The organism is Subtercola boreus (assembly GCF_006716115.1).
GTDB lineage: Bacteria > Actinomycetota > Actinomycetes > Actinomycetales > Microbacteriaceae > Subtercola > Subtercola boreus.
The window spans coordinates 885,368-907,556 of sequence record NZ_VFOO01000001.1 but is presented as its reverse complement, the minus strand read 5'-3'; the positions used below and the strand labels follow the sequence as shown (position 1 = coordinate 907,556).

18 protein-coding genes are annotated in these 22,189 nt (G+C 70.6%); 5 read left to right on the top strand and 13 right to left on the bottom strand.

The genetic code is table 11. The annotated features are described in order from the left end of the window. Positions 1-3 precede the first annotated feature (3 nt). The 9 genes from FB464_RS04255 to FB464_RS04215 form a co-directional block, all read right to left on the bottom strand. Positions 4-459, bottom strand: coding sequence for a MarR family winged helix-turn-helix transcriptional regulator (locus FB464_RS04255; protein WP_116414957.1), 456 nt, complete (start codon positions 457-459; stop codon positions 4-6). 52 nt (positions 460-511) lie between these two features. Further along, positions 512-1,078, bottom strand: a complete 567-nt coding sequence (locus tag FB464_RS04250) for a GNAT family N-acetyltransferase (RefSeq protein WP_281279799.1) — start codon at positions 1,076-1,078, stop codon at positions 512-514. A gap of 63 nt (positions 1,079-1,141) precedes the next feature. Further along, positions 1,142-2,269 (bottom strand): flavodoxin-dependent (E)-4-hydroxy-3-methylbut-2-enyl-diphosphate synthase, encoded by a 1,128-nt coding sequence (gene ispG / locus FB464_RS04245; RefSeq protein ID WP_116414959.1) that lies wholly within the window; start codon positions 2,267-2,269, stop codon positions 1,142-1,144. Positions 2,270-2,506: 237 nt separating this feature from the next. After that, complete coding sequence (locus FB464_RS04240) at positions 2,507-2,968, bottom strand: SHOCT domain-containing protein (protein WP_116414960.1); 462 nt, start codon at positions 2,966-2,968, stop codon at positions 2,507-2,509. Between the two features lie 378 nt (positions 2,969-3,346). Next, the gene (locus FB464_RS04235) at positions 3,347-4,006 is read right to left on the bottom strand and encodes a response regulator transcription factor (RefSeq protein WP_116416600.1); all 660 of its coding nucleotides are present in this window, start codon (positions 4,004-4,006) and stop codon (positions 3,347-3,349) included. A 71-nt stretch (positions 4,007-4,077) separates the two neighbouring features. Further along, positions 4,078-5,661: a sensor histidine kinase gene (locus FB464_RS04230; protein WP_142206604.1), complete on the bottom strand. Its 1,584-nt coding sequence runs from the start codon at positions 5,659-5,661 to the stop codon at positions 4,078-4,080. Positions 5,662-5,744: 83 nt separating this feature from the next. Continuing rightward, positions 5,745-7,079 carry a M50 family metallopeptidase gene (locus FB464_RS04225; RefSeq protein WP_170151916.1) on the bottom strand — a complete coding sequence of 445 codons (1,335 nt, stop codon included), beginning with the start codon at positions 7,077-7,079 and terminating at the stop codon, positions 5,745-5,747. Positions 7,080-7,170: 91 nt separating this feature from the next. Then, positions 7,171-8,256, bottom strand: a complete 1,086-nt coding sequence (gene dxr / locus FB464_RS04220; RefSeq protein WP_116414963.1) for a 1-deoxy-D-xylulose-5-phosphate reductoisomerase — start codon at positions 8,254-8,256, stop codon at positions 7,171-7,173. Between the two features lie 42 nt (positions 8,257-8,298). Continuing rightward, entirely contained in the window at positions 8,299-8,880 is a 582-nt protein-coding gene (locus tag FB464_RS04215) for an FKBP-type peptidyl-prolyl cis-trans isomerase (protein ID WP_116414964.1), read from the bottom strand. Positions 8,881-9,043: 163 nt separating this feature from the next. Between FB464_RS04215 and FB464_RS04210 the strand changes: the two genes are divergently transcribed. Further along, positions 9,044-13,414 (top strand): Pls/PosA family non-ribosomal peptide synthetase, encoded by a 4,371-nt coding sequence (locus tag FB464_RS04210; RefSeq protein WP_116414965.1) that lies wholly within the window; start codon positions 9,044-9,046, stop codon positions 13,412-13,414. Continuing rightward, on the top strand, positions 13,414-14,766 hold the full coding sequence (locus FB464_RS04205; protein ID WP_116414966.1) for a M1 family metallopeptidase: 1,353 nt from the start codon (positions 13,414-13,416) through the stop codon (positions 14,764-14,766). Before FB464_RS04210 ends, FB464_RS04205 begins: the two co-directional genes overlap by 1 nt. A 111-nt stretch (positions 14,767-14,877) precedes the next feature. Here FB464_RS04205 and FB464_RS04200 read toward each other — a convergent pair whose 3' ends face one another. Both FB464_RS04200 and FB464_RS04195 read right to left on the bottom strand, forming a co-directional pair. Next, positions 14,878-16,248, bottom strand: coding sequence for a DHA2 family efflux MFS transporter permease subunit (locus FB464_RS04200; RefSeq protein WP_116414967.1), 1,371 nt, complete (start codon positions 16,246-16,248; stop codon positions 14,878-14,880). Further along, positions 16,245-16,703 (bottom strand): OsmC family protein, encoded by a 459-nt coding sequence (locus FB464_RS04195; protein WP_116414968.1) that lies wholly within the window; start codon positions 16,701-16,703, stop codon positions 16,245-16,247. The genes FB464_RS04200 and FB464_RS04195 overlap by 4 nt, the downstream gene beginning before the upstream one ends. 493 nt (positions 16,704-17,196) lie before the next feature. Here FB464_RS04195 and FB464_RS04190 point away from each other — a divergent pair, with 493 nt between their 5' ends. The 3 genes from FB464_RS04190 to FB464_RS04180 all read left to right on the top strand — a co-directional run bounded on the left by FB464_RS04190 (position 17,197) and on the right by FB464_RS04180 (position 20,202). After that, positions 17,197-17,451 (top strand): DUF6745 domain-containing protein, encoded by a 255-nt coding sequence (locus tag FB464_RS04190; protein ID WP_116414970.1) that lies wholly within the window; start codon positions 17,197-17,199, stop codon positions 17,449-17,451. A 94-nt stretch (positions 17,452-17,545) separates the two neighbouring features. Then, positions 17,546-18,919, top strand: coding sequence for a 4-aminobutyrate--2-oxoglutarate transaminase (gabT, locus tag FB464_RS04185; RefSeq protein WP_116414971.1), 1,374 nt, complete (start codon positions 17,546-17,548; stop codon positions 18,917-18,919). Further along, positions 18,916-20,202 carry an asparaginase gene (locus tag FB464_RS04180; protein WP_116414972.1) on the top strand — a complete coding sequence of 429 codons (1,287 nt, stop codon included), beginning with the start codon at positions 18,916-18,918 and terminating at the stop codon, positions 20,200-20,202. Before gabT ends, FB464_RS04180 begins: the two co-directional genes overlap by 4 nt. 40 nt (positions 20,203-20,242) lie before the next feature. Here FB464_RS04180 and FB464_RS04175 read toward each other — a convergent pair whose 3' ends face one another. Further along, entirely contained in the window at positions 20,243-21,040 is a 798-nt protein-coding gene (locus FB464_RS04175) for an ABC transporter permease (protein WP_246093161.1), read from the bottom strand. 233 nt (positions 21,041-21,273) lie between these two features. Continuing rightward, the gene (locus FB464_RS04170) at positions 21,274-22,188 is read right to left on the bottom strand and encodes an ABC transporter permease (protein WP_116414973.1); all 915 of its coding nucleotides are present in this window, start codon (positions 22,186-22,188) and stop codon (positions 21,274-21,276) included. Between the last annotated feature and the right edge of the window lies 1 nt (position 22,189).

Here is a 22,189-nt window from a genome sequence, read left to right as displayed (position 1 = left end):
CGCTCAACTGTCGGCGAGTTCCCGGAGCACCGTCGCCGCCCGCTGGAGCGTGGCACGGTCATCCGCTGACAGCTCGGCCAGCCGCAGGTTCAGCCAGGCATTCCGCCGGCGGCGGGTCTCGGCCACAAGTGCGGCGCCGGAATCGGTGAGCGAGACGAGCACCTTCCGCCCGTCGTCAGCCGACGGAGTACGCACGACGTAGCCCGCACTGACGACGGCATTGATGGTGCGATTCATCGAGGGCGGCGTGACTCGCTCGAACGCAGCGAGGGCGCCGGGTGTGCTGGGGCCCCGTTGCAGCAGGTACCCGAGGATCGCGGACTGCGAGTCGCTCAGCTCGTTGTCGGCCTTCTCCGCGCGCAGCCGGCGCGAGACGCGGAGGAGCGCGGGGCGCAGGTGCGCCGCGAGATCGTCGGCTGCGACGCCGGGATCGACTTCTGCTGAGATGGTTGCTGGCATCTCATTAGCTTAGGTCATTAGCGCAGCTAATTGATCCCCAGAGGCTCTCGGATCAGCCCGACACCGTTCGATCCGGTCCGCCGAAGCCGTAGACAGCGACGCGCGCGCCGGTCGGGGCATCGATCTCGTCCAAGGACTGCATGCCGAGCTTCCGCGCGACCGCGATCGAAGCGATGTTCCGCACGTCGATCATCGCAACCGGGTTCTGGATGCCCGTGGCAGCCGCCCGCGCGAGACACTCCCGCGCTGCTGCTGTCGCAAGGCCGAGGCCCTGGTGTTCCACGCCGAGCCGCCAACCGATCTCGGGGCGGCCCGTGGGGCCCCACGGCTGCGTCCACGGTTGGATGCCGACGAAGCCGGCGACCGTGCCGAGGCCCGCGGCCGCCGCGTGACCGGCACCGGATGCCGGAGTGTCAGCCCTCGCCTCACCGTCCCCACGGTCATCCACCCGCACCAGCGCGAAGAGGCAGAGACCCGTGTCGGCCGCGAGCAGGCGCTGCCGTGCGGCGAACTCCTGGTACCACTCGGGTGACCGCACGCGGCCGTCACCGATGAAGCGCATCACCTCGGCGTCGTCGAACAGTCGGTGCCAGGCCCCGGCGTCGGCGGGAGACGGGATCCGGAGCTCGAAGGCGGGCTGCAGCAGGGGACCAGACTGTGACGAGCTCAGACCGCGACCCGCTCAGACCGTGACGACCTGCGGTGAACCGGTCTCGCCGTCCGGCATCTCGGCGGCGAGGCGGTTGGCCTCCTGGATGAGCGTGGCCACGATCTCGGACTCGGGGACGGTCTTGATGACCTCTCCACGCACGAAGATCTGGCCCTTGCCGTTACCAGAGGCGACACCGAGGTCGGCCTCGCGAGCTTCGCCGGGGCCGTTCACGACACACCCCATCACAGCGACGCGGAGGGGGACGGTCATCCCCTCGAGTCCGTCGGTGACGTCGTTCGCGAGCTTGTACACGTCGACCTGGGCGCGGCCGCAGGAGGGGCACGAGACGATCTCGAGCTTGCGCTCCCGGAGGTTCAGCGACTGCAGGATCTGGAGCCCGACCTTGACCTCCTGCGCAGGCGGGGCCGAGAGGGACACGCGGATGGTGTCGCCGATGCCCTCACCCAGGAGGATCCCGAAGGCCGTCGCCGACTTGATCGTGCCCTGGAACTCGGGGCCGGCCTCGGTCACGCCGAGGTGCAGGGGCCAGTCGCCCCGCTCGGCGAGCAGCCGGTAGGCCTTCACCATGACGATCGGGTCGTTGTGCTTCACGGAGATCTTGAAGTCGTGGAAGTCGTGCTCCTCGAAGAGGCTCGCCTCCCAGACAGCACTCTCGACGAGGGCTTCAGCCGTGGCCTTGCCGTACTTCTGCATGATGCTGGGCTCGAGCGAACCGGCGTTCACGCCGATGCGGATGCTCACGTCTGCAGCCTTGGCGGCGGCGGCGATCTTGCCCACCTGGTCGTCGAACTTGCGGATGTTGCCCGGGTTCACGCGCACGGCGGCGCACCCGGCATCGATCGCCTGGAAGACGTACGCCGGCTGGAAGTGGATGTCCGCGATCACAGGGATCTGGCTCTTCTTCGCGATGATCGGCAGAACTTCTGCATCGTCACGGCTCGGCACGGCGACGCGCACGATGTCGCACCCGCTGGCCGTGAGTTCGGCGATCTGCTGGAGGGTCGCGTTGATGTTCGTCGTCGGCGTCGTGCACATCGACTGCACGCTGACGGGGGCGTCACCACCGACGAGCACCTTGCCGACCTTGATCTGACGGGACTTGCGACGGGGGGCCAGAGTCTCGACGACTTTGGGCATACCCAAGTTGATTGCTGCCACGTGCTCAGCTTACCCCCGGCCGCCGGGGCCGCCCCCGTACGCCCCCGAACGGTCGGCTGCCGTTCAGCGAGCGGGCGCGCCCCCGCCGCCCCGCCCGGCGATGAGTGCGGCCGATGCGGCTGAGCGCGGCTGCACAGGATGTCGCACTCAGCCGCGCGCGTCGCATTCACGCTTGCGGGTCCGGGGTGGGGGCGGGCGGGAGGTGGCGGGGGGGGGTCAGGGCTTGGCGGGGGGAACCGGGGCGGCGGGGCCCGCGGGGCCCGCGGGGCGGCTCGCCTGGAGGACTTCGAGGCGGGCGCGGTACTCGACCTCGTCGATGTCGCCGCGGGCGAAGCGTTCCGCGAGCGTCTTCTCGGCGTCGGACGTCGGGCTGCCCGCGCCCGTCCAGCCGGCGGCTCCGGCCCATCCCCCGGCGCCGCCGGGGCCGGCCCAGGGCGCGCCCCACGCGCCCGGCCGGCCCCCGTTCGCGGCCCAGAAGCGCCGACGGCGGCGTGCGACGAGCGAGAAGATCAGGGCGAAGACGCCGATCCAGAGCAGCGGAACCAGCAGGAACAGCCAACCGAAGCCGCCGCCGAAGCCGGGGCCGCCCCACCGACCCCAGTGGGCGAGGGCGGCGCTGGCCGGTGCGGCGGCCGCGGATGTCGCGGCCGGGAGTGTTGCGAGGAGTGAGGTGAGCACGGAGTGTCCTTTCGACGTAGAGGCCTCTTCGGGCCGTGTTCCAAGGCTCCCGCCGAACGGTCGGGGGCGCATCGCCCTCGGGATGTGGCCCCCCTACTCCCCCGGTAGCACGCCGCAGGGGTCCCGGGCGTCCCGCTGCCGACTGCGCCGTGCCTGCGAACCACCCGCGCTGCGCACGCGAGCCCCGCGGGTGGGGCAGGTAGTGGGCGCGGGTCGCACGAGGCCGGAGCGGGCGGCCGGCCCAGCAGGGCGCGCGGCGGCCAGGGCGGGCGGCCGGAGCGGGCGGAGGTCGAGCAGGGCGCGCGGGGGGCGGGGCTGCAGACGGCGTCAGCGGCAGCCAGCGCGCGCGGGCGCGCGAGGCCGGGGCGCGCGGGCGCGTCAGCGCCAGCCAGCGCGCACGAGACCGGCCTCGTACGCGATGACCACGAGTTGGGCGCGGTCGCGGGCCGCGAGTTTCGTCATGGTGCGCGAGACGTGCGTCTTCACGGTCAGCGGGCTGAGGAACAGCCGCAGCGCGATCTCGCCGTTCGTGAGCCCCGCGCCGACAAGCGCCAGCACCTCCCGTTCGCGGTCGGTGAGGGCGTCGAGCACGGGCGCCTGCGCGCCGTCGGCCAGGCCCGCGGCCACCCGTTCGAGCAGGCGCTTGGTAACGCTCGGCGAGAGCAGGGCCTCGCCGGCCGCGACCACCCGCACCGCCCGGATGAGTTCGACGGGCTCGGTGTCCTTCACGAGGAATCCGCTGGCGCCGGCCCGGATGGCGCGCCCGACGTACTCGTCGAGCTCGAAGGTCGTGACGATGACGATGTGCACGCCCGACAGGCTCGGGTCGGCCACGAGCTGCTCCGTGGCCCAGAGGCCGTCGCCGTCGGGCATCCGGATGTCCATCAGCACCACATCGGGACGCAACCGCTTCACGACACCGACGACCTCGGTGCCTGTGCCGGCCTCGCCCACGACGTCGATGTCGGGCTCGTTGGCGAGCAGCGCGCCGAAGCCGGCGCGGATGAGCTGCTGGTCGTCCGCGACGACGACACGGATGCGCGGGGAGGCGGCCACCGGAGGCGCGGCGGCGAGCTCGGCACCCGAGGGCCCCGGCTCCCCCGCGCCGCTCACGGCCGCGACCGGCGCGGAGCCCGCGGCACCCGCGGTACGGTCGCGACGACCGCGAAACCGCCGGTGCTGATCGGCCCGGCCTCGAGGTGTCCGCCGAGCAGTTCGGCGCGTTCCTTCATGCCGAGAAGGCCCCGTCCGCCGGGGTTCCGGCCGGACGTCGCGCGCGGCGCGGTTCCGCCCCGGCCGTTGTCGCTGACCCGCAGCACGTAGTCGTCGCCGCGCTGCTCGAGCACCACGCGGGCCTCGGTGGCCCCGGCGTGGCGGGTCACGTTCGTGAGGCTCTCCTGCGCGATGCGGAACAGGGCGAGTTGGATGCCCGGCGGCGGCGCGACGTCGAGCCTGTTGTGCAGCTCGACACGGAACTCGCTCGTCGAGAGGGAGGAGACGAGGGCGGGCAAGCGGGAGAGGTCCGCCTGCGGGGCCAGGGGTGCGCCGGAGGTGAGCCCGCCGCCGAGAACCTGGGACGCCGAGGCGAGGGCCGAACCGAGGGAGCCGACCGCGCCGCCACGCCCGCCGGCGCTAGCCGCGCCGGCCCCAGCCGCACCAGCAACACCGACCACCCCGACCACGTCTCCCCCGTACCCCGCCTCGCCCGGGATGGTCGAGTAGTCGAAGAGGGTGGGTGCGTCATCCAGAACCGTCGTGCCGGCCGCGGAACCCTCCGCGCGGAGGAAGCCGAGCACCCCGCGCACCTCGTCGAGCGCGGTCTTGCTCGTGGCCTTGATGTTGCCGAGCGCCTCGCGCGCCTTCTCGGGGTGGGCGTCGATCAGGTGGAGGCCCATGGCGGCCTGAACGTTGATCTGCGAGAGCGAGTGCGCCAGCACGTCGTGCAGTTCCCGCGCGATGCGTTCGCGCTCCGCCTGGGCGGCCTCCTCGCGGCGGCGGCGCAGAGCGGCCTGGAACTGGGCGACCCGCTGCGTGCGCGTGCGGATGGCCTCACCGATCAGCACCACGATGAGGATGCCGAGGGAGGTCGCGATGATGCGGAACGGATGCCACTCGATGCCGAGCAGGATCGCTCCGACGAGCGTCAGCAGCCAGCCGGTGGCGACGGAGGCGAGCGCCCACGTGCGGGCGCTCCGCACCATCGCCGAGACGATCGCGAAGGCCAGGGCGAGATAGGGTGCGCCGGATCCGGGGGTGAACAGCAGGTCGGCGACAGCGGCCGCCGTCGCGATGGCGACCACGGGGCCGGGGAACCGCCGGGCGGCGATGAGGGCGAGCGGGCCCACGAGAGCGAGAAGCACGACGACGAATGCGGGCCCGGTGCGGCCTCCGCGGTTCAGCGCCACCACGGCGGGAACGACCTGCACCAGGAACGAGAGCACCACCGGCACCCAGAGCGTCACGGCCCGCGGCGGGCCCCAGCGGCGGGGCTGCTCGTTGTCGAGGGGACGGATGCTGCGCACCCACGGCGCCGAACCGGCCTGCCAGGCGGGGCCGGAGCCGGCGCGGGGGTCGGGCTCGGGCGGAGGGGCGAAGGGCCAGCGATAGTCGGTCCCGGCCCGGCGTGCGGCGCGTCGCCCGTTCCACCCTGCCGGCGTGAACCGCCGGCCTGGTGGGCGGTCAGGGAAGGACATGACACCGATCGTAGCGAGCCCGGGCGCCCCGGGCATCCTGCAGTCGGCAGCAGCCCTGTACTCCCACCGGAGTACGGGCGACCCTAGCCAAAGAGGTTCACCGGGTTCACGATGTCGGCGTAGACGAGCAGTGCGCTGAGCGCCCCGAAGAAGATCACGACCACGAAGGTCAGCGGCATCAGCTTCGCCGTGTCGACGGGCCCCGGGTTCGGCCGCCGGAACAGTTTCGCGAGCTGGCGCCGGAGGCCCTCCCACAGGGCGCCGATGATGTGACCGCCGTCGAGCGGAAGCAGCGGCACGAGGTTGATCACGAACAGGCCGATGTTCACCGAACCGAGCAGTCCGACCAGGGTCGCGACCTTGCTCGCGAGCGGGATGTCGATGGTCGCGATCTCCCCGGCGACCCGGCCGACGCCGACCACGCTGATGGGCCCGTTCACGTCGCGGGTGCCGCCGCCGAACGCCGCGTTCGCGACGCCGACGATGCGAGCGGGGAGGTTGATGATCGTGTTGGCGACCCCCGCCACGTTCTCGCCGACGAAGGGCAGCACGGCGGTGACAGGCTGCGGTTGCAGTTGGGTGGCGTAGCCGATCCCGACGAAGCCGACCTCTTCGGTGACGGCCGCCCCGCTCGCGTCGGTCTTCACGACCGCCTGCCCGTTGACGACCTCGGTGACGGAGCGCTCGGTCAGCAGGGGGGTGACGCTGAGCGTCTGGTCGGCGCCGTTCCGCGAGACGACGACCGAGAGCGTCGTTCCGGGCGACTGCCGGATGATCGTGGTGGCCTGGTCCCAGGTGTCGATGCTGGTGCCGTCGATCGACACGATCCGGTCGCCCGGCAGGATGCCCGCGGTCGCGCCAGGGGACACGGGGTCGCTCGCCGCGCACTCGGTGCTGGTGCTGCCGGCGGGCTGCACACACGAGCTGACGCTGCCGATGGTGGTGCTGGGTGCGGCGATGCCGAAACCGCAGAGCACGATGCCGAAGAACAGGATGCCGAGCACCAGATTCATGGCGGGGCCCGAGATCATGATGATGACCCGCTTGTAGACCGGCAGGCGGTAGAACGAACGCTCGTCGTCATCGCCGATCGTCTCGGCACTGGCCTTCCGGGCATCCTGGATCAGCGTCTGGAAGAACCCTGTCGTCGCCCGGCGGGCCTTGCCGCCCTCCTTCTGGGGCGGGAACATGCCGATCATCGAGATGTAGCCGCCGAACGGGATCAGCTTGAGACCGTACTCCGTCTCGCCGCGCCGACGGGAGAACACCGTGGGGCCGAAACCGACCATGTACTGGGTGACTTTGACGCCGAAGAGCTTTGCGGGAACGAGGTGCCCGACTTCGTGCAGGGCGATCGAGATCGCGAGGCCGAGCGCGACGATGACCACACCGACGACATAGAGGAGCACTGTATCCACCAGCACACGATAGCCGCCCGCGTGGGTGCCGCGCTGGATGGCGGCTGAGCGCCCGCCAAGAACATGCCCGCGGGCTCCGGATGCCCGGGGCTCAGCCCTTCGCGATCAGCCGGTCCGCCTCGCGCCTGGCCCAGAGCTCCGCGTCGAACAGCGCCTCGCGCGTGAGCGCTCCGTCGGCTGGTTCGTGCTCCTGGAGAACCCGCTCGATCGTCTCGACGATCCGCAGGAAACCGATCCGTCCGGCGTGGAAGGCGGCCACGGCCTGCTCGTTCGCCGCATTGAACACCGCGGGGGCCGTGCCGCCCGCGCGTCCGACCTGCTTGGCGAGTTCGACGGCCGGGAAGGCGTCGGTGTCGAGCGGCTCGAACGTCCACGAGTGGGCCGTCGACCAGTCGAGCGGCGCACCGACACCGGCGACGCGGTGCGGCCAGTCGAGCCCGAGCGAGATCGGCAGGCGCATGTCGGGAGGCGAGGCCTGGGCGAGGGTCGACCCGTCGATGAACTCCACCATCGAGTGGATGACCGACTGCGGGTGCACCGTCACGTCGATTTTGGAGTACGGCACGTCGAACAGCAGGTGCGCCTCGATCACCTCGAGCCCCTTGTTCACGAGAGTCGCCGAGTTCGTGGTGACGACAAGCCCCATGTCCCAGGTCGGATGCGCGAGTGCTTCGCGCGGTGTGACGTTCTCGAGAGACGCCCGCGACCGCCCGCGGAACGGCCCACCCGACGCGGTGAGCACCAGCCGGTCGACCTCATCGGCGGTTCCCGACCGGAGCGCCTGCGCGATGGCCGAATGCTCGGAGTCGACGGGCACCAGCTGGCCGGGCCGGGCGATGCCCTTGACGAGCTCGCCGCCGGCGATCAGGCTCTCCTTGTTCGCGAGCGCCAGAGTGCGCCCCTCTTCGAGTGCGGCGAGGGTGGGGCCGAGCCCGACAGACCCGGTGATGCCGTTCAGCACCACATCGGCGTCGACGCTCCGCACGAGCTGCTCTGCTTCATCGGCCCCGAGGGCGGTGTCGCTGACGCCGAATTCGTCGGCCTGGGCATCCATCGCCGCCCTGTTCGTGCCGGCGGCGAGACCGACCACCTCGAACCGCTCCGGGTTCGCCCGGATGACGTCGAGGGCCTGGATGCCGATGGAACCGGTGGAACCGAGAAGGATGACGCGTCGCATGCCTGCCATCATCGCAGGTGCGGCAGACGACCGCCCGAAGTACTACTCCGCCGGTGTCGGCACAGCCGTCGACTCGGGCGCCGGACCCACCTCGGTCACGTCGACCACGAACACCAGCACGTCGGCCGGGGCCACGCCGAGCGCGGGGTTGCCGTCGGAACCATATGCGTCGCCGGGCGGCACGACGACGACGACGCGCGAGCCGACGGCCGCACAGGCCACGGCCTTCACGAGCCCCGGCAGGAACTGCGACTCGTCGACGATGATCGGCAGCGGCTGGCCGCCCGCATCGAGGGTGCTGAACAGCTGGGCGCCCGTGTTCGCGTTGTAGAGCGTGAAGTCGACGGTCGCCTGCGATCCGGATGTCGCCACGGCACCCGTTCCGCTGATGACCACCGAGCGCTCGGTGATGTCACTCGCGACCGGCGGAATGAAGGTCGTCGTCGGTGCCTTGTCGAAGTCGCCGCTGACCGAGACCGCGTCGGAGGCCGGGCCCGGGGCGGTGAACATGCAGTCGGGGCTGGCGCTCGGAGTGGGCGCGGCATCGCCCGAGCATCCGGCGAGCGCAAGCACCAGCGCGAGAGCGGCCGCGGTTGCAGCGGTCAGGAGGGCGGGAGTGCGCATGCCCCAGTTTTGCACGAACGACCCCCGCCCACCTGACAGGTGGGTGCGTGCCGTGGCGGTTCACCTCCGGTTAACCCGCGGCCCCTAAACTGGGCTCCCCCCACTGAGGTCGAGGCCAGATCCTGGGCCCGCACCCACCGATCCACAGAGCAGGATGCCCGGCATGACCTCCGCTTCGCACACCCCCGGCCCGTCGAGCAGCCCGGGCGCGCTGCGGGAGGGTGCGGGCATCCTGGGGGCAGGGCCCACACCCGAACCGCGGACGCTGGTGGACATCCTCCGGGAGAGTGCCGTCGCCAACCCGCAGGCCTCGGCCCTGGCGGACGCGGCCGGCACTCTCAGCTACCGCGAACTGCTCCGCGAGGTCAACCGCACGGCGGCACGGTTGGCGGAGGCCGGCGTGCGGCGCGGCGATCGGGTGGGCATCCGGATCCCGTCCGGCACCCGCACTCTCTACATCTCGATCCTCGGCGTGCTGGTTGCCGGCGCGGCCTACGTTCCGGTCGATGCGGACGACCCCGAGGAGCGCGCCACGCTCGTGTTCGGCGAGGCCGAGGTGGTCGGCGTGATCGGGGCCGATGGCGTGCTCGTGCCGAGTGCGGTTCCGGATGCCCGGACCGGGCCGGACGGCGGCGAAGACGCCGCGCGCACCGGTGCTGAGCACGTCGGCGCCGCGCACACCGCCTCGGCCGGAGCCGACGCCGGGGCCGACACCGCGAGCATCCCGACCCTCGGCTCCCCCACCGGCACCCTGCCTGTGGTCGGCGGCCCCACCCCCGACCTCGACGCCTGGATCATCTTCACGTCGGGTTCGACCGGCACGCCGAAGGGTGTCGCCGTCAGTCACCGCTCGGCCGCAGCCTTCGTCGACGCCGAGGCGCGGATGTTCCTGCAGGGGGAACCGATCGGGCCCGGCGACCGGGTGCTCGCGGGGCTCTCCGTGGCGTTCGACGCCTCCTGCGAGGAGATGTGGCTGGCGTGGCGGCACGGCGCGTGCCTCGTGCCTGCCCCGCGGTCACTGGTGCGGTCGGGCGTCGACCTCGGGCCCTGGCTGATCGCGCACGGCATCACCGTTGTCTCGACCGTGCCCACCCTGGCGGCGCTCTGGCCGCTCGAATCGCTCGAGCTGGTGCGGCTGCTCATCTTCGGCGGCGAGGCCTGCCCGCCCGAACTCGTCGCGCGACTCGCCGTCGACGGACGCGAGGTCTGGAACACCTACGGCCCCACCGAGGCGACCGTGGTCGCATGCGGCGCCCTGCTCGACGGGGTCTCTCCCGTGCGGATCGGGCTGCCGCTCGACGGCTGGCTGCTCGCCGTGGTCGACGGTGACGGGCATCCGGTCGCCGAGGGCGAGACGGGCGAACTCATCATCGGCGGGGTCGGACTGGCGCGCTACCTCGACCCGGCGAAGGACGCCGAGAAGTACGCGCCCATGCCGACCCTCGGCTGGGATCGCGCCTACCGGAGCGGTGACCTCGTGGTCTTCGACCGCCGGGGGCTGCTCTTCCAGGGTCGCGCCGACGACCAGGTGAAGCTCGGCGGGCGACGGATCGAACTGGGTGAGGTCGAAGCGGCGATCCAGGCGCTGCCCGGGGTGGCCGGCGCGGCGGCGGTCGTGCAGCGCACTGCGGCGGGCAACCAGATCCTCGTCGGGTACCTCGCGGCGACCGATCCCGGCAGCCCCTTCGACACCGCCGGAGCCACGACGCTCCTCCGGGAGTCGCTGCCGGCCGCCCTGATCCCCCTGCTGTCCGTCGTCGACAGCCTGCCCACCCGCACCTCGGGCAAGGTCGACAAGGCGGCGCTGCCGTGGCCGCTGCCGAGCTTCCGGGGCGGAGGCTCGGGGTCAGGGTCCGATGCCGACGCCGGTGCCGGCGCCGCATCCGGAGCCGGGACACGCCCCGGCGACGGCTCGAAGAAGGGCGCAGGTCCGGACACCGCCCTCAGCGAGACGGCCCTCTGGATCGCTGAACACTTCACCGCCATCCTCGGCGCCCCGATCACCGGCCCAGACGACGACTTCTTCGCGTTCGGCGGCGGGAGCCTCTCGGCCGCGCAACTCGTGTCCGTCATCCGCACCCGCTTCCCGGAGACGACGGTCGCCGACATCTACGACCACCCGCGGATCGGCGCGCTGGCCACGGAACTGGATGCCCGCTCCCCCGTCGAAGCGGTGAAGCGCGCGCCCGTGCGGCCGACCCCGCCCGGCACCCAGCTCGCCCAGACACTGCTCGGAATCCCGCTGTACGTGCTCGTCGGGCTGCGCTGGCTCGTCTATGTACTCGCGGCCAACAACGTGCTGGCGCTGTTCGGGGTGTTCCCGTGGGCGCCGACGATCTCGTGGTGGTACATCCTCGTCGGGTTCCTCGTGCTGATCACCCCGTTCGGGCGGATGGCGATCTCGGTACTCTCCGCCCGCGCCCTGCTGGCCGGCGTCGAACCCGGCGACTACCCGCGCGGCGGCACGGTGCACGTGCGGCTCTGGCTCGCCGAACAGATCGCGCAGCTCGTGGGGGCGACGAACCTCGCCGGCGCCCCGTGGATCATCACCTACGCCCGGGCGCTCGGCGCGAAGATCGCCCCCGGCGTCGACCTCCACACCCTGCCGCCCATCACGGGCATGCTGAAGATCGGCACGCGGGCATCCGTCGAACCGGAGGTCGACCTCTCGGGGTATTGGATCGACGGCGACACGCTCCGCCTCGGCTCGATCCAGATCGGGGCCGACGCGGCGATCGGGGCACGGAGCACGATCCTGCCCGGCACGCGCATCGGGCGACGCGCGGAGATCGCCCCGGGTTCCGCCGTCTCGGGGCGGGTACCTGCGGGCCAGCTCTGGGCCGGATCCCCCGCCGAACGCCGCGGCAAGGCGCGCCCTGACTGGCCGAACGAGCGTCCGCCGCGGAACGCCCGCTGGCTGGTCGCCTTCGCCGCGGGCTCCGTGGCGCTCTCGCTGCTGCCGGTGGTCGCCGTGCTGGCCGGCGCCCTCGTGGCGGGCTGGTTCCTCGGGCTGAGCCTTGACCCGTCGGCACTCGGCGGTCTCGGAAGCACAGGCGGCGGCACGGCCCAGACTCCGGCCTTCGTCTCGGTCAGCACGTCCGTGGCGAGCACCGCGGGAGTTGCCGTGGGATCGGGCTTCACCGCCCTCCCGACCCTCGGCGACGCCGCCCTCCGCGTGCTCGCCGCCATCCCGCTCGCCACGATCGCGGCCGGCATCGTCTACGCAGGTCTCACCGTGATCGCGGCCAGGCTGCTCGGAATCGGCATCCGCCCCGGCAGCTACCCCGTGCGGAGCCGCATCGGCTTCCAGGTCTGGGCCACCGAACGCCTGCTGGATGCCGCGCGCACCATCCTCTTCCCCTTCTACGCGAGCCTCTTCACGCCGGTCTGGCTCCGGATGCTCGGGGCCACTGTCGGCAAGAACGTCGAAGCCTCGACGGTTCTCCTCCTGCCGAAGATGACCACGATCGCCGACCAGGCCTTCCTCGCCGACGACACCATGGTCGCCTCCTACGAACTCGGCGGTGGCTGGCTCCGCATCGACGAAGCGAAGGTCGGCAAGCGCGCGTTCCTCGGCAACAGCGGGATGACCGGCCCCGGCCGCACCGTGCCCCGCAACGGTCTCGTGGCCGTTCTCAGCGCCACCCCCCGCAAGGCGAAGAGCGGCTCCTCGTGGCTCGGCAACCCGCCCGTGCGCCTCCGCCGGCAGGTCGCCGAGTTCGATGAGGGCCGCACCTTCCACCCCTCCGGCTGGCTGAAACTGGCCCGCGCGCTCTGGGAGCTGGGCCGCATCGTCCCGGTGATGATCAGTGTCGCGATAGGCCTCGGAATCGTCGTGCTGCTCGAACTGCTGCTCGGCACGCTCGGGCTCGGCGGAGCGATCCTGCTCTCCGGGGCTGTGATGCTTGCGGGCGGTGCAGTCGCTGCCATCGTGACGACGGCTGCGAAGTGGGCCCTCATCGGACGAATCCGTCAAGGGGAGCATCCACTCTGGTCGTCGTTCGTCTGGCGCAACGAAGTGTCGGATACCTTTGTGGAGATGGTTGCCGCTCCCTGGTTCGCGAACGCCGCCTCCGGTACGCCCGCTCTGGCGTGGTGGCTGCGGTCGATCGGCGCGCGCATCGGCCGGGGCGCCTGGATCGAGACGTACTGGCTGCCCGAGGCCGACCTGATATCCCTGGGGGCGGGCTCCACGGTCAACCGGGGCGTCGTCGTGCAGACGCATCTCTTCCACGACCGGGTGATGAGCCTCGACAGCGTCTCGCTCGACGACGGCGCGACGATCGGGCCGCACGGCGTCATCCTGCCCGCCGCGTCCATCGGCAGCGACGCGACCGTCGGGCCGGCGTCGCTCGTCATGCGGGGCGAGCATGTGCCGTCGGGGTCGCGCTGGGCAGGCAACCCGATCGCGCCGTGGGCGGATGCGGCGGTTGCGGATGCCGCGAGCCAGGGTTCCTCCGGCATGGACTCCTCCGGGCTCCGCCTCGAGACCGCGGCCGAAGCCGGCCTGCCGGTGCTGCCGGTGGGTGGCTGATGGCGCGGCCCACCTCGACGGCACTCGCAGCGGCGGGCGCCCGCTCGCTCGGCGATCCGTACCTGCCGACCAGCGGCAACGGCGGCTACACCGTGCTGCACTACGACATCGACGGCGACTACCGCGTCGCGTCGAACCGGCTGAGCGCCACCACCACGATCACCGCCGTCGCGACCCAGCGCCTGTCGAGCTTCAGCCTCGACTTCGCGGGTCTCGTCGCGAGCAAGGTCAGCGTCGACGGGCACCGCTCCGCGCACCTCACGCAGACCGCGCGGAAACTCGTCGTCACCCCCGTCACGGCTCTGAACAAGGGCGCGGAGTTCACTGTCGTCGTCAAATACAGCGGCCTGCCGAAACCGGTGCGGAGCCAGTGGGGCGACGTCGGCTGGGAGGAGCTCACCGACGGCGTGATCGTGGCCGGCCAGCCGAGCGGGGCCCCGTCGTGGTTCCCCTGCAACGATCATCCGTCGAACAAGGCGACCTACACGATCGCGTTCTCCGTCGAATCGGGGTACCGCGTGCTCTGCAACGGCGAGCTGGTCAAGAAGACGCAGCGGGCGTCGCGCACACGCTGGGAGTTCCATTCGGCAGAACCTCTCGCCACCTACCTGGCGACCGTGCAGATCGGGCTCTACGAGACCATGCACGTGTCGCAGGACGGCGTGCCGCAGTACGTGCTGCTGCCCGAAGACCTGCGGCCGAACGCGCTGGCCGACTTCGAGGCGCAGGGCCGCATGATGGCCCTCTTCGAGCGGATGTTCGGGGAGTACCCGTTCGACGACTACACCGTCGTGGTCACCGACGACGACCTCGAGATCCCGCTGGAGGCGCAGGGCCTCGCCATCTTCGGACGCAACCACATCGACGGAGTCGGCGGCTCGGAGCGGCTCATCGCCCACGAACTCTCGCACCAGTGGTTCGGCAACTCCCTGACGGTCGGGCGCTGGAAGGACATCTGGCTGCACGAGGGTTTCGCCTGCTACGCCGAGTGGCTCTGGTCGGAGGAGTCCGGCGGGATGAGCGCCGACGAGTGCGCCACCTCGACCTGGGCGCGGCTCAACCGGCTGCCGAAGGACCTGATGATCGGCGACCCCGGCGCCGCGCGCATGTTCGACGACCGGCTCTACAAACGGGGCGCGCTGACGCTGCACGCGCTCCGTCGCACGCTCGGCGACGACATCTTCTTCCGCGTGCTCCGTGAGTGGGTGGCGACGCACCGGCACGGCACCGTGTCGACGCCCGAGTTCGTCGCCCTCGTGCAATCGCACTCGCCGTCCCCCGTCGGCGCCCTCTTCGCCGCCTGGCTCGACCAGCACACCCTCCCGAAGCTCCCCCGCCGCGCCCCCCGCTGACCCCCCTCCTTCCCCCCTTCCCCCCCCTCCCTCACATCGAGTGAGCAGTTTGGGCCCCAAAACTTCCGTTTTGGGGCCCAAAACGCCCACTCGATGAGGTTTGGGGGGAGGTCAGGGGGCGGCAGCCGCCGGGGCGGGGCGGCGAGCATTCTGGATGCCGACGGCCGACACGAGGCCGCCGACGACGAGCAGCGCCGCCGTCGTGAGCACACCGCGCGAGAATCCGTCGACCGTGAGAGCCTCCCCCACGATGAGTGCCGCTGCCGCGGTCGCGACCAGCCCCGCGACCCGCGAGACCGCGTTGTTCACGGCCGAGGCGATACCGGCGCGCTCGGGGTCGATCGCCCCGAGGATGGCGGCGGTGAGAGGCGCGACGGTCACGGTCATCCCGAGGGCGAAGACCACCGTGCCGGGGAACACCTGCGTGACGTAGTCGGCCGACGCCGTGACCTGCGACAGCAGCACCCAGCCCACCGCCGCGATCAGCGGCCCGACCGCCATGAACAGGCGCGACCCGTACTTGCCGGCCAGGGTTCCGAACAGCGAGGACAGAGCGATGCTGATGATCGTCGACGGCAGCGACGCGAGCCCCGCCTGGGTCGCCGAATACCCCGCGACCTGCTGCAGAAAGAGCGTCAGCAGGAACGACCCCAACGAGATCGCCGCGTAGACGAAGGTGGTCGCCACGTTGCCGACCCAGAAGTTCCGCACCCGGAACAGGCTGAGCGGCAGCATCGGCTGCGGCACCCGCCGCTCGTTCACGATGAAGAGCGCGAACGCCAGCACCCCCACCACCAGCGCACCCCAGACGACCGGGTTCGACCAACCGAGCCGCCCCTGCTCGATCAGCGCGAACACCGGCAGCCCGATGCCGAGGATCCCGAGCACCGCCCCGCGGTAGTCGATGACCGGTTTGACGGGGCGAGGCGGTTCGACCTGGATCTTCCGCAGCATCAGCAGCGTCACCGCGATCGGGATCACGTTGATCGCGAACACCAGCCGCCAGGAGAGCAGATCGACGAGCACTCCGCCGAGCAGCGGGCCGGCGAGGAAGGCGGTGCTCGTCCACGCCGTCCACTGGCCGATCGCCTTCGCCCGCTTCGGCCCGTCGAAGTTCGAGATGATGATGGCCAACGAACTCGGCACGAGCAGCGCACCGGCGATGCCCTGGATGCCGCGGCTCACGATCAGGAACTCGTCCGTCGGCGACACCGCACAGAGAACGGATGCCGCCCCGAACCCGATCAGCCCCCAGAAGATGACCCGGCGGCGCCCGAACGCATCACTGAGTGAACCGGCGAGCAGAATGACGGCTGTGAGCGAGATGAGGTAGGCGTCGACCACCCACTGCTGCCCGGCGAGCCCCCCGCCGAGTTCTCTCGTGATCGCCGGGAGCGCGACGTTGATGACGGTTCCGTCGAGGAACGAGATGAAGGAGGCGAGGATCGCCACCACGAGAACGACGCGCTGGTACCGCGTCACTGGGCCCGCGGCTCGTGCAGTACCGGGAAGTTCACCGACTGCGCGATGAAGCAATAGCCGCTGGCCTCGGCGTGGATGCTGTTCGCAAGCTCCGCCTGGGACGGGTCGGCGAGGGTGACCACCGGATGCAGCGTGGCCGACGTGAAGTGGCCGCCCTGGCCTTCCTGCACCATCGTCGCCGTCGCTTCGTCTTCGTACCCGGTGACGACCACGCCGTGCATCACGGCCACATGCAGATAGGAGAGCATGTGGCACTCGGCGAGGGCGGCGAGCAGCAGTTCCTCCGGGTTCCAGCGGTCGCGGTCACCACGGAACGGGTGGTCGGCCGACGATGGCAGCTCGACCTTCCCGGCGGCGCGGATGACGCCCTGCCGGGAGTAGTCGCGGTACCCGCTCGTGCCGGTTCCGCGATTGCCCAGCCATTCGACACTCACTGTGTAGCGATGCTCAGTCACCGCTCAACCCTATGCCTCCGCCAGAAACGATGAGTCGATGTATTATGAGGATATGTCATAGACAGATCCGAATGCTGCTCTCAAGGATCGCCTACACGAGGTCGAAGGTCATTGGAGGGCCTGGTCGCTATCGACGGAGCCCATCGATCGCGCAAGAGCCGAAGACGCACTCCGCCTCGCGTACTGCTGCGCCGGCAAGAGTGTTCCCGCCAAGGTGTACTGGGTCGCCTCACCGCCTGAGGGCCTCCGGTTGCTGGACCGGCGTGGGCCCGAAAGTGGGCATTCCGATGTCGATCTCATCGGCGACCTGCAGAACCGAACTCGTGCCGCCATTCGTGATGCCGGCCCGAGTGAGACGACCCTCGATCTCGCTCTGTGCACCGTGACGGACTCTCTTGAAGAAATCATCAACTTCGGAACAGTACAGCGAGTCGGGGAACGGATCGGATCCGAGGTGGTGGAAGGCAAGCATCCACCCAGCGCGACAGCTTTCATGGATCTGGCCTACAGCGGCTACTACACGCAGTTCTGGACCGCCTGGGTCGAGTCGATCGAGGTGCTCGGCGTGGAGGCGCCCGGAGAGTGGCGGGGTCTCGCCGAGCTCGGGAGGACGGCACACTGGTTCTGGGCGTTCGAGGAGTTCGCCGTGATGGTCGAGCGTCCGGTCCTGCTCCGCGTCGACAGCCGCGGGCTCATCGTCGAGAAGGGTCGCCCCACGATTGCCTACGGCGACGGATGGAGCTTGTGAGATGGGAACCGGCAATCTGCGATGCATCCACCATTAAGACACCCTGCACAGACGCACCAGCGCCTGGGAGCGGGGCCCGGTATTCTTGAGGACTATGACTGACACCCTCGGCACCTCCGCGTTCACCATCCCCCAGGAGCGGAAGATCGTCACCGCGATCCCCGGCCCCAAATCGAACGCCCTGCACGAGCGACGCCTCGCCGTGGTGCCGGTGGGCGTGTCATCCGTTCTGCCCGTGTACATCGCGAAGGCGAACGGCGCGATCCTGGTGGATGTCGACGGCAACCAGTTCATCGACCTCGGCGCCGGCATCGGCGTCACCACGGTCGGCCACACCCAGGGCGGCGTCGTCGCAGCAGCGACCGAGCAGCTGAACGATGTCACCCACACCCTCTTCACCGTCACGCCCTACGAGGAGTACGTGCGGGTCGCCGAACTGCTCGCAGAGCACACACCGGGCGACTTCCCGAAGAAGACGATGCTCGCGAACTCGGGCGCCGAGGCCGTCGAGAACGCGGTCAAGATCGCGCGCAAGTACACCCGCCGCGTGGGCGTCGCCGTGCTCGAGCACGCCTACCACGGCCGCACCAACCTCACCATGGCGATGAACTTCAAGGCGGCGCCGTACTCGACCGGCTTCGGCCCGTTCGCCGGCGACGTGTACCGCGCCCCGAACTCGTACCCGTACCACGACGGCCTCACGGGTGCCGAGGCCGCGGCCCGCACCATCTCCTACCTCGAGAAGACGGTCGGCGCGTACGACCTCGCCTGCCTCGTCGTCGAGCCGATCCAGGGCGAGGGCGGCTTCGTGCTGCCGGCCGATGGCTTCCTGCCCGCCCTCCAGCAGTGGTGCACCGACAACGGCATCGTCTTCGTCGCGGACGAGATCCAGAGCGGCATGGCCCGCACAGGCAAGTACTTCGCGAGCGAGCACTTCGGCCTCACTCCCGACCTGGTCACGTCGGCCAAGGGCATCGCCGGCGGCCTGCCGCTCGCGGCCGTCACCGGGCGGTCCGAGATCATGGATGCCGCCCTGCCGGGCGGTCTCGGCGGCACCTTCGGGGGCAACCCCGTCGCCGCCGCCGCAGCGGTCGCGGTGTTCAGTGAGATCGAACGCCTCGGACTCCTCGCCGAAGCGACCCGCGTGGAGCAGACCCTCTCCAACGGCCTGCTCGACCTGCAGAAGAAGTACGACATCATCGGCGACGTGCGCGGAGTCGGTGCGATGATCGCGATCGAACTCGTGCAGCCCGGCACCGGAGCGACGACCAAGGAGCCGAACGGTGCCGCGGTCACCGCCCTGGCCGCATACGCTGCAGCGCACGGCGTGCTCATCCTCACCGCCGGTACCTACGGCAACGTGCTGCGCTTCCTCCCCAGCCTGACGATCAGCGATGCCCTGCTCGAAGACGCGCTCAGCGTGCTCGACGACGGTTTCGCCGCGCTGGCTGCGGGAGAGCTGGCGTGAGCGGAGCCGCGGGCGCTGCTGCCGGCGGCACCCCTGCCCTCGGCACCCCGGCCGCGGCATCCGCCATCGGCACCTTCGCTGCCTCCGATGCCGTCGAACTCGCCGTCGTCGAGCGCAGCGGCTTCGTCGAGTCGCGCCACATCGGATCGGCCGTCGTGCTCTCCCCCGGCGGTGACGTGCTCAGCACCCTCGGAGACCCCTCGGCCCCGATCATCCCGCGCTCCTGCCTGAAACCGTTCCAGGCGCTGGCGGTCCTCCGCTCGTTGGAGGGCTCGGGGGTGTCGCTCGATGCCGTGCAGACCGTGCTGGCCACGGCCAGCCATGCGGCGACCACGGAACACGTGGCCGTCGTGCAGAGCATCCTCGACCTCGCGGGTCTTGCTCCGGATGCCCTGCAGTGCCCGCGCGACTGGCCCGGTTCCTCAGCGGCGCGTGACGCGCTCGTGCGCGCCGGTCTCGACCGGTCGCCGCTCTACATGAACTGCTCGGGCAAGCACGCCGCGATGCTGCTCGCGTGCGTCGTCAACGACTGGCCCCTGGACACGTATCTCGAACCGTCGCATCCTCTGCAGCAGCGCATCCTCGCCACCATCGAGGAGTTGACCGGCGAGACCGTCGCAGCCTCCGCCGTCGACGGCTGCGGAGCCCCCGTGTACGCGGTCTCGCTCGTGGGTCTCGCCCGCGGCATCGGCCGCATCACCTCGGCGCTCCCCCTCGCTCCGCTGCTCAGTCCGGTCGACGCCGCCGACGCCCCTGTCGACGTCTTCGTGTCGGCCGCGTCGCAACCCGGCGCGGCCGACGGCGACGCGGTGGAACACACCGTCGCCCTCGGTCTCGACCGCCTCGTCTCGGCCGAGGCTGCCACGCTCACGGCCTCCGTGCTCGCGAACGGCTGGGCCATCGACGGCCCGGGCCGCGCCAACACCCTCTGCATCGACGAGCTCGCGGTCTTCTCGAAGCTCGGAGCCGAGGGCGTCATGGTGATGTCGACCACGGCGGCCTCCCCCGCCCCCGGTGCGGCTGACGCCGCCGGCCAGTCCGCGCCCCGCCCCACGGGCGACGACGAGCCGATTCACCACCGTGACACCGCGGGCACCACAGTCGCGCTCAAGATGCTCGACGGCAACCTGCGGGCCGCCACCCTCGTCGGCCTCACCCTCCTCGTGCGCGCCGGCGCCCTCACGCAGTCCTCCGTCGACGGCATCCTCCCCCGTCTCGACCTCACCGTCTACGGCGGAACCGCCCCCGTCGGCGCCATCCGCCTCGCTGACACCCTCATCTGACCTGCGCCGCTCCCGGGGCGGAGCGGGGCGGGGAGTCGCGTCAGCCGCGGAGGCGCGCGAGGCGTGCCGCGCGCGCAGCGCGCGTCACCTGCGCGACCACCACGATCACGATGGCCAGGATGAACACGGCTGACGCCACCACGTTCGCCTCCGCCGGGATCCCCCGCGCAGCGGCGATGTAGATGAACTTCGGGAACGTGTCGACGGCACCCGAGTTGAAGTTCGTGATGATGAAGTCATCGAAGCTCAACGCGAACGACAGCAGCGCGGCCGCCGCGATCCCGGGCAGCAGCAGGGGGAACGTGATCCGCCAGAACACCGCGACCGCCGACCCGTAGAGGTCACGCCCGGCCTCTTCGAGCGCCGGGTCGAGCGACGCGACACGCGCCTTCACCGTCACCACGACGAAGCTGATGCAGAACATCGTGTGCGCGATGATGATCGTCACGAGCCCCTTGTTGACCCCGAGCGACAGGAACTGTGCCGCAAGCCCCGCCCCCAGCACGACTTCGGGCGTCGCCATCGGCAGGAACAGCAGCAACGAGATCGCCGACCGCGCCCGGAACCGGTACCTCACCAACGCGATCGCGATGGCCGTGCCGAGCGCCGTCGCCAGGACCGTCGCAACGACACCGACGAGGATGCTGTTCGCGAATGCCTCGCAGACCCCCTGGGCCGCGCAGACGTTCGTCCACTTGTCGAGCGTGAATCCCTGCCAGGCGATGTTGAGTTTGCCCGAGTTGTTGAACGAGAAGACGAACGTGTACGCGATCGGGATCAGCAGGAAGAGAAGCGCCAGCGCCGTGTAGATGGGCAACCCGAGCCCGCGGACCCGGATGCCGCGGCGGCGCCCCGACGCGCCCGAACCGCGCGAACCACCCGCACCGCCCGAACCCGACTCGCCCACCGGCGCCTCGAGTTCACGCGCGATCCCGCCCGGCGTCGCCGCCCCCAGCCGCAATCCCCCCTGAGCAGACTCCGCCGACAGCGACCATGTGGCGTCAGCGCCCACGGCAATCCCCCGCGCCCGCGGCTTCGTCCACGACGGCCCGCCCGACATCGACTCCGCACTCATATCAGGTCCTCCGTTCCGGCCCGCCGCACATAGAACCCCACGATGATCAGGATGACCGCCATCAGCACGATCGACAGCGCCGCCGCCACCGGATAGTTCTGCGTCACCAGGAAGTTTGACTCGATCGCATTTCCCACCATCGACGTCTGCGACGACCCCAGGAAGTCGCCGGACGCGTTGATGTAGTCGCCCGCCGCCGGGATGAACGTGAGCAGTGTCCCGGAGACGATCCCGGGCAGCGACAGCGGCACGGTGATCTTCCGGAAGGTCGTGAACGGCGAGGCGTACAGATCGTTGCCCGCCTCGATGTAGCGCACATCCAACCGTTCGAGTGTCGCGTACAGCGGCAGCGTCATGAACGGGATGAAGTTGTAGGTCAACCCGAAGATCACGGCGAACGGCGTGCCCGTGATGTGCCCGTCATTGGGGAAGATCGACAACGCCTTCAGAGCCACGACGATGGGCCCCTCGTCGCTCATGATCTGCTTCCACGCGAGCGTGCGCAGCAGGAAGCTGATGAAGAACGGCGCGATCACGAGCGTCAGAAGCAGGCTCTGCACCAGCGGATACCCGCGCACCTTCACCCCGATGAAGTACGCGAGCGGATAGCTGATCACCAGCGCGAGCACGGTCGCCAGCAGCGCATACCCGAAGGCCCGCAGGATGAGCGGCAGGTACTGCATCACACTGTCGGTGTAGTTCTGCCACTGGAAGCCGGCGCTGTACTGCCCGATGTCCCCGTCGATCACCGGCTGCTGGAACGACGTGAACACGAGCGAGATCAGCGGCGTGATGAAGAAGAGCAGGAGGTACAGGATGCCCGGCAGCAGCAGCACCAGGGCGATCCAGCTGCGGCGGCGAACGACCGGCTCTGCCGCAGCGGGGGCGGAGGCGAACGCACTGAACGCCACG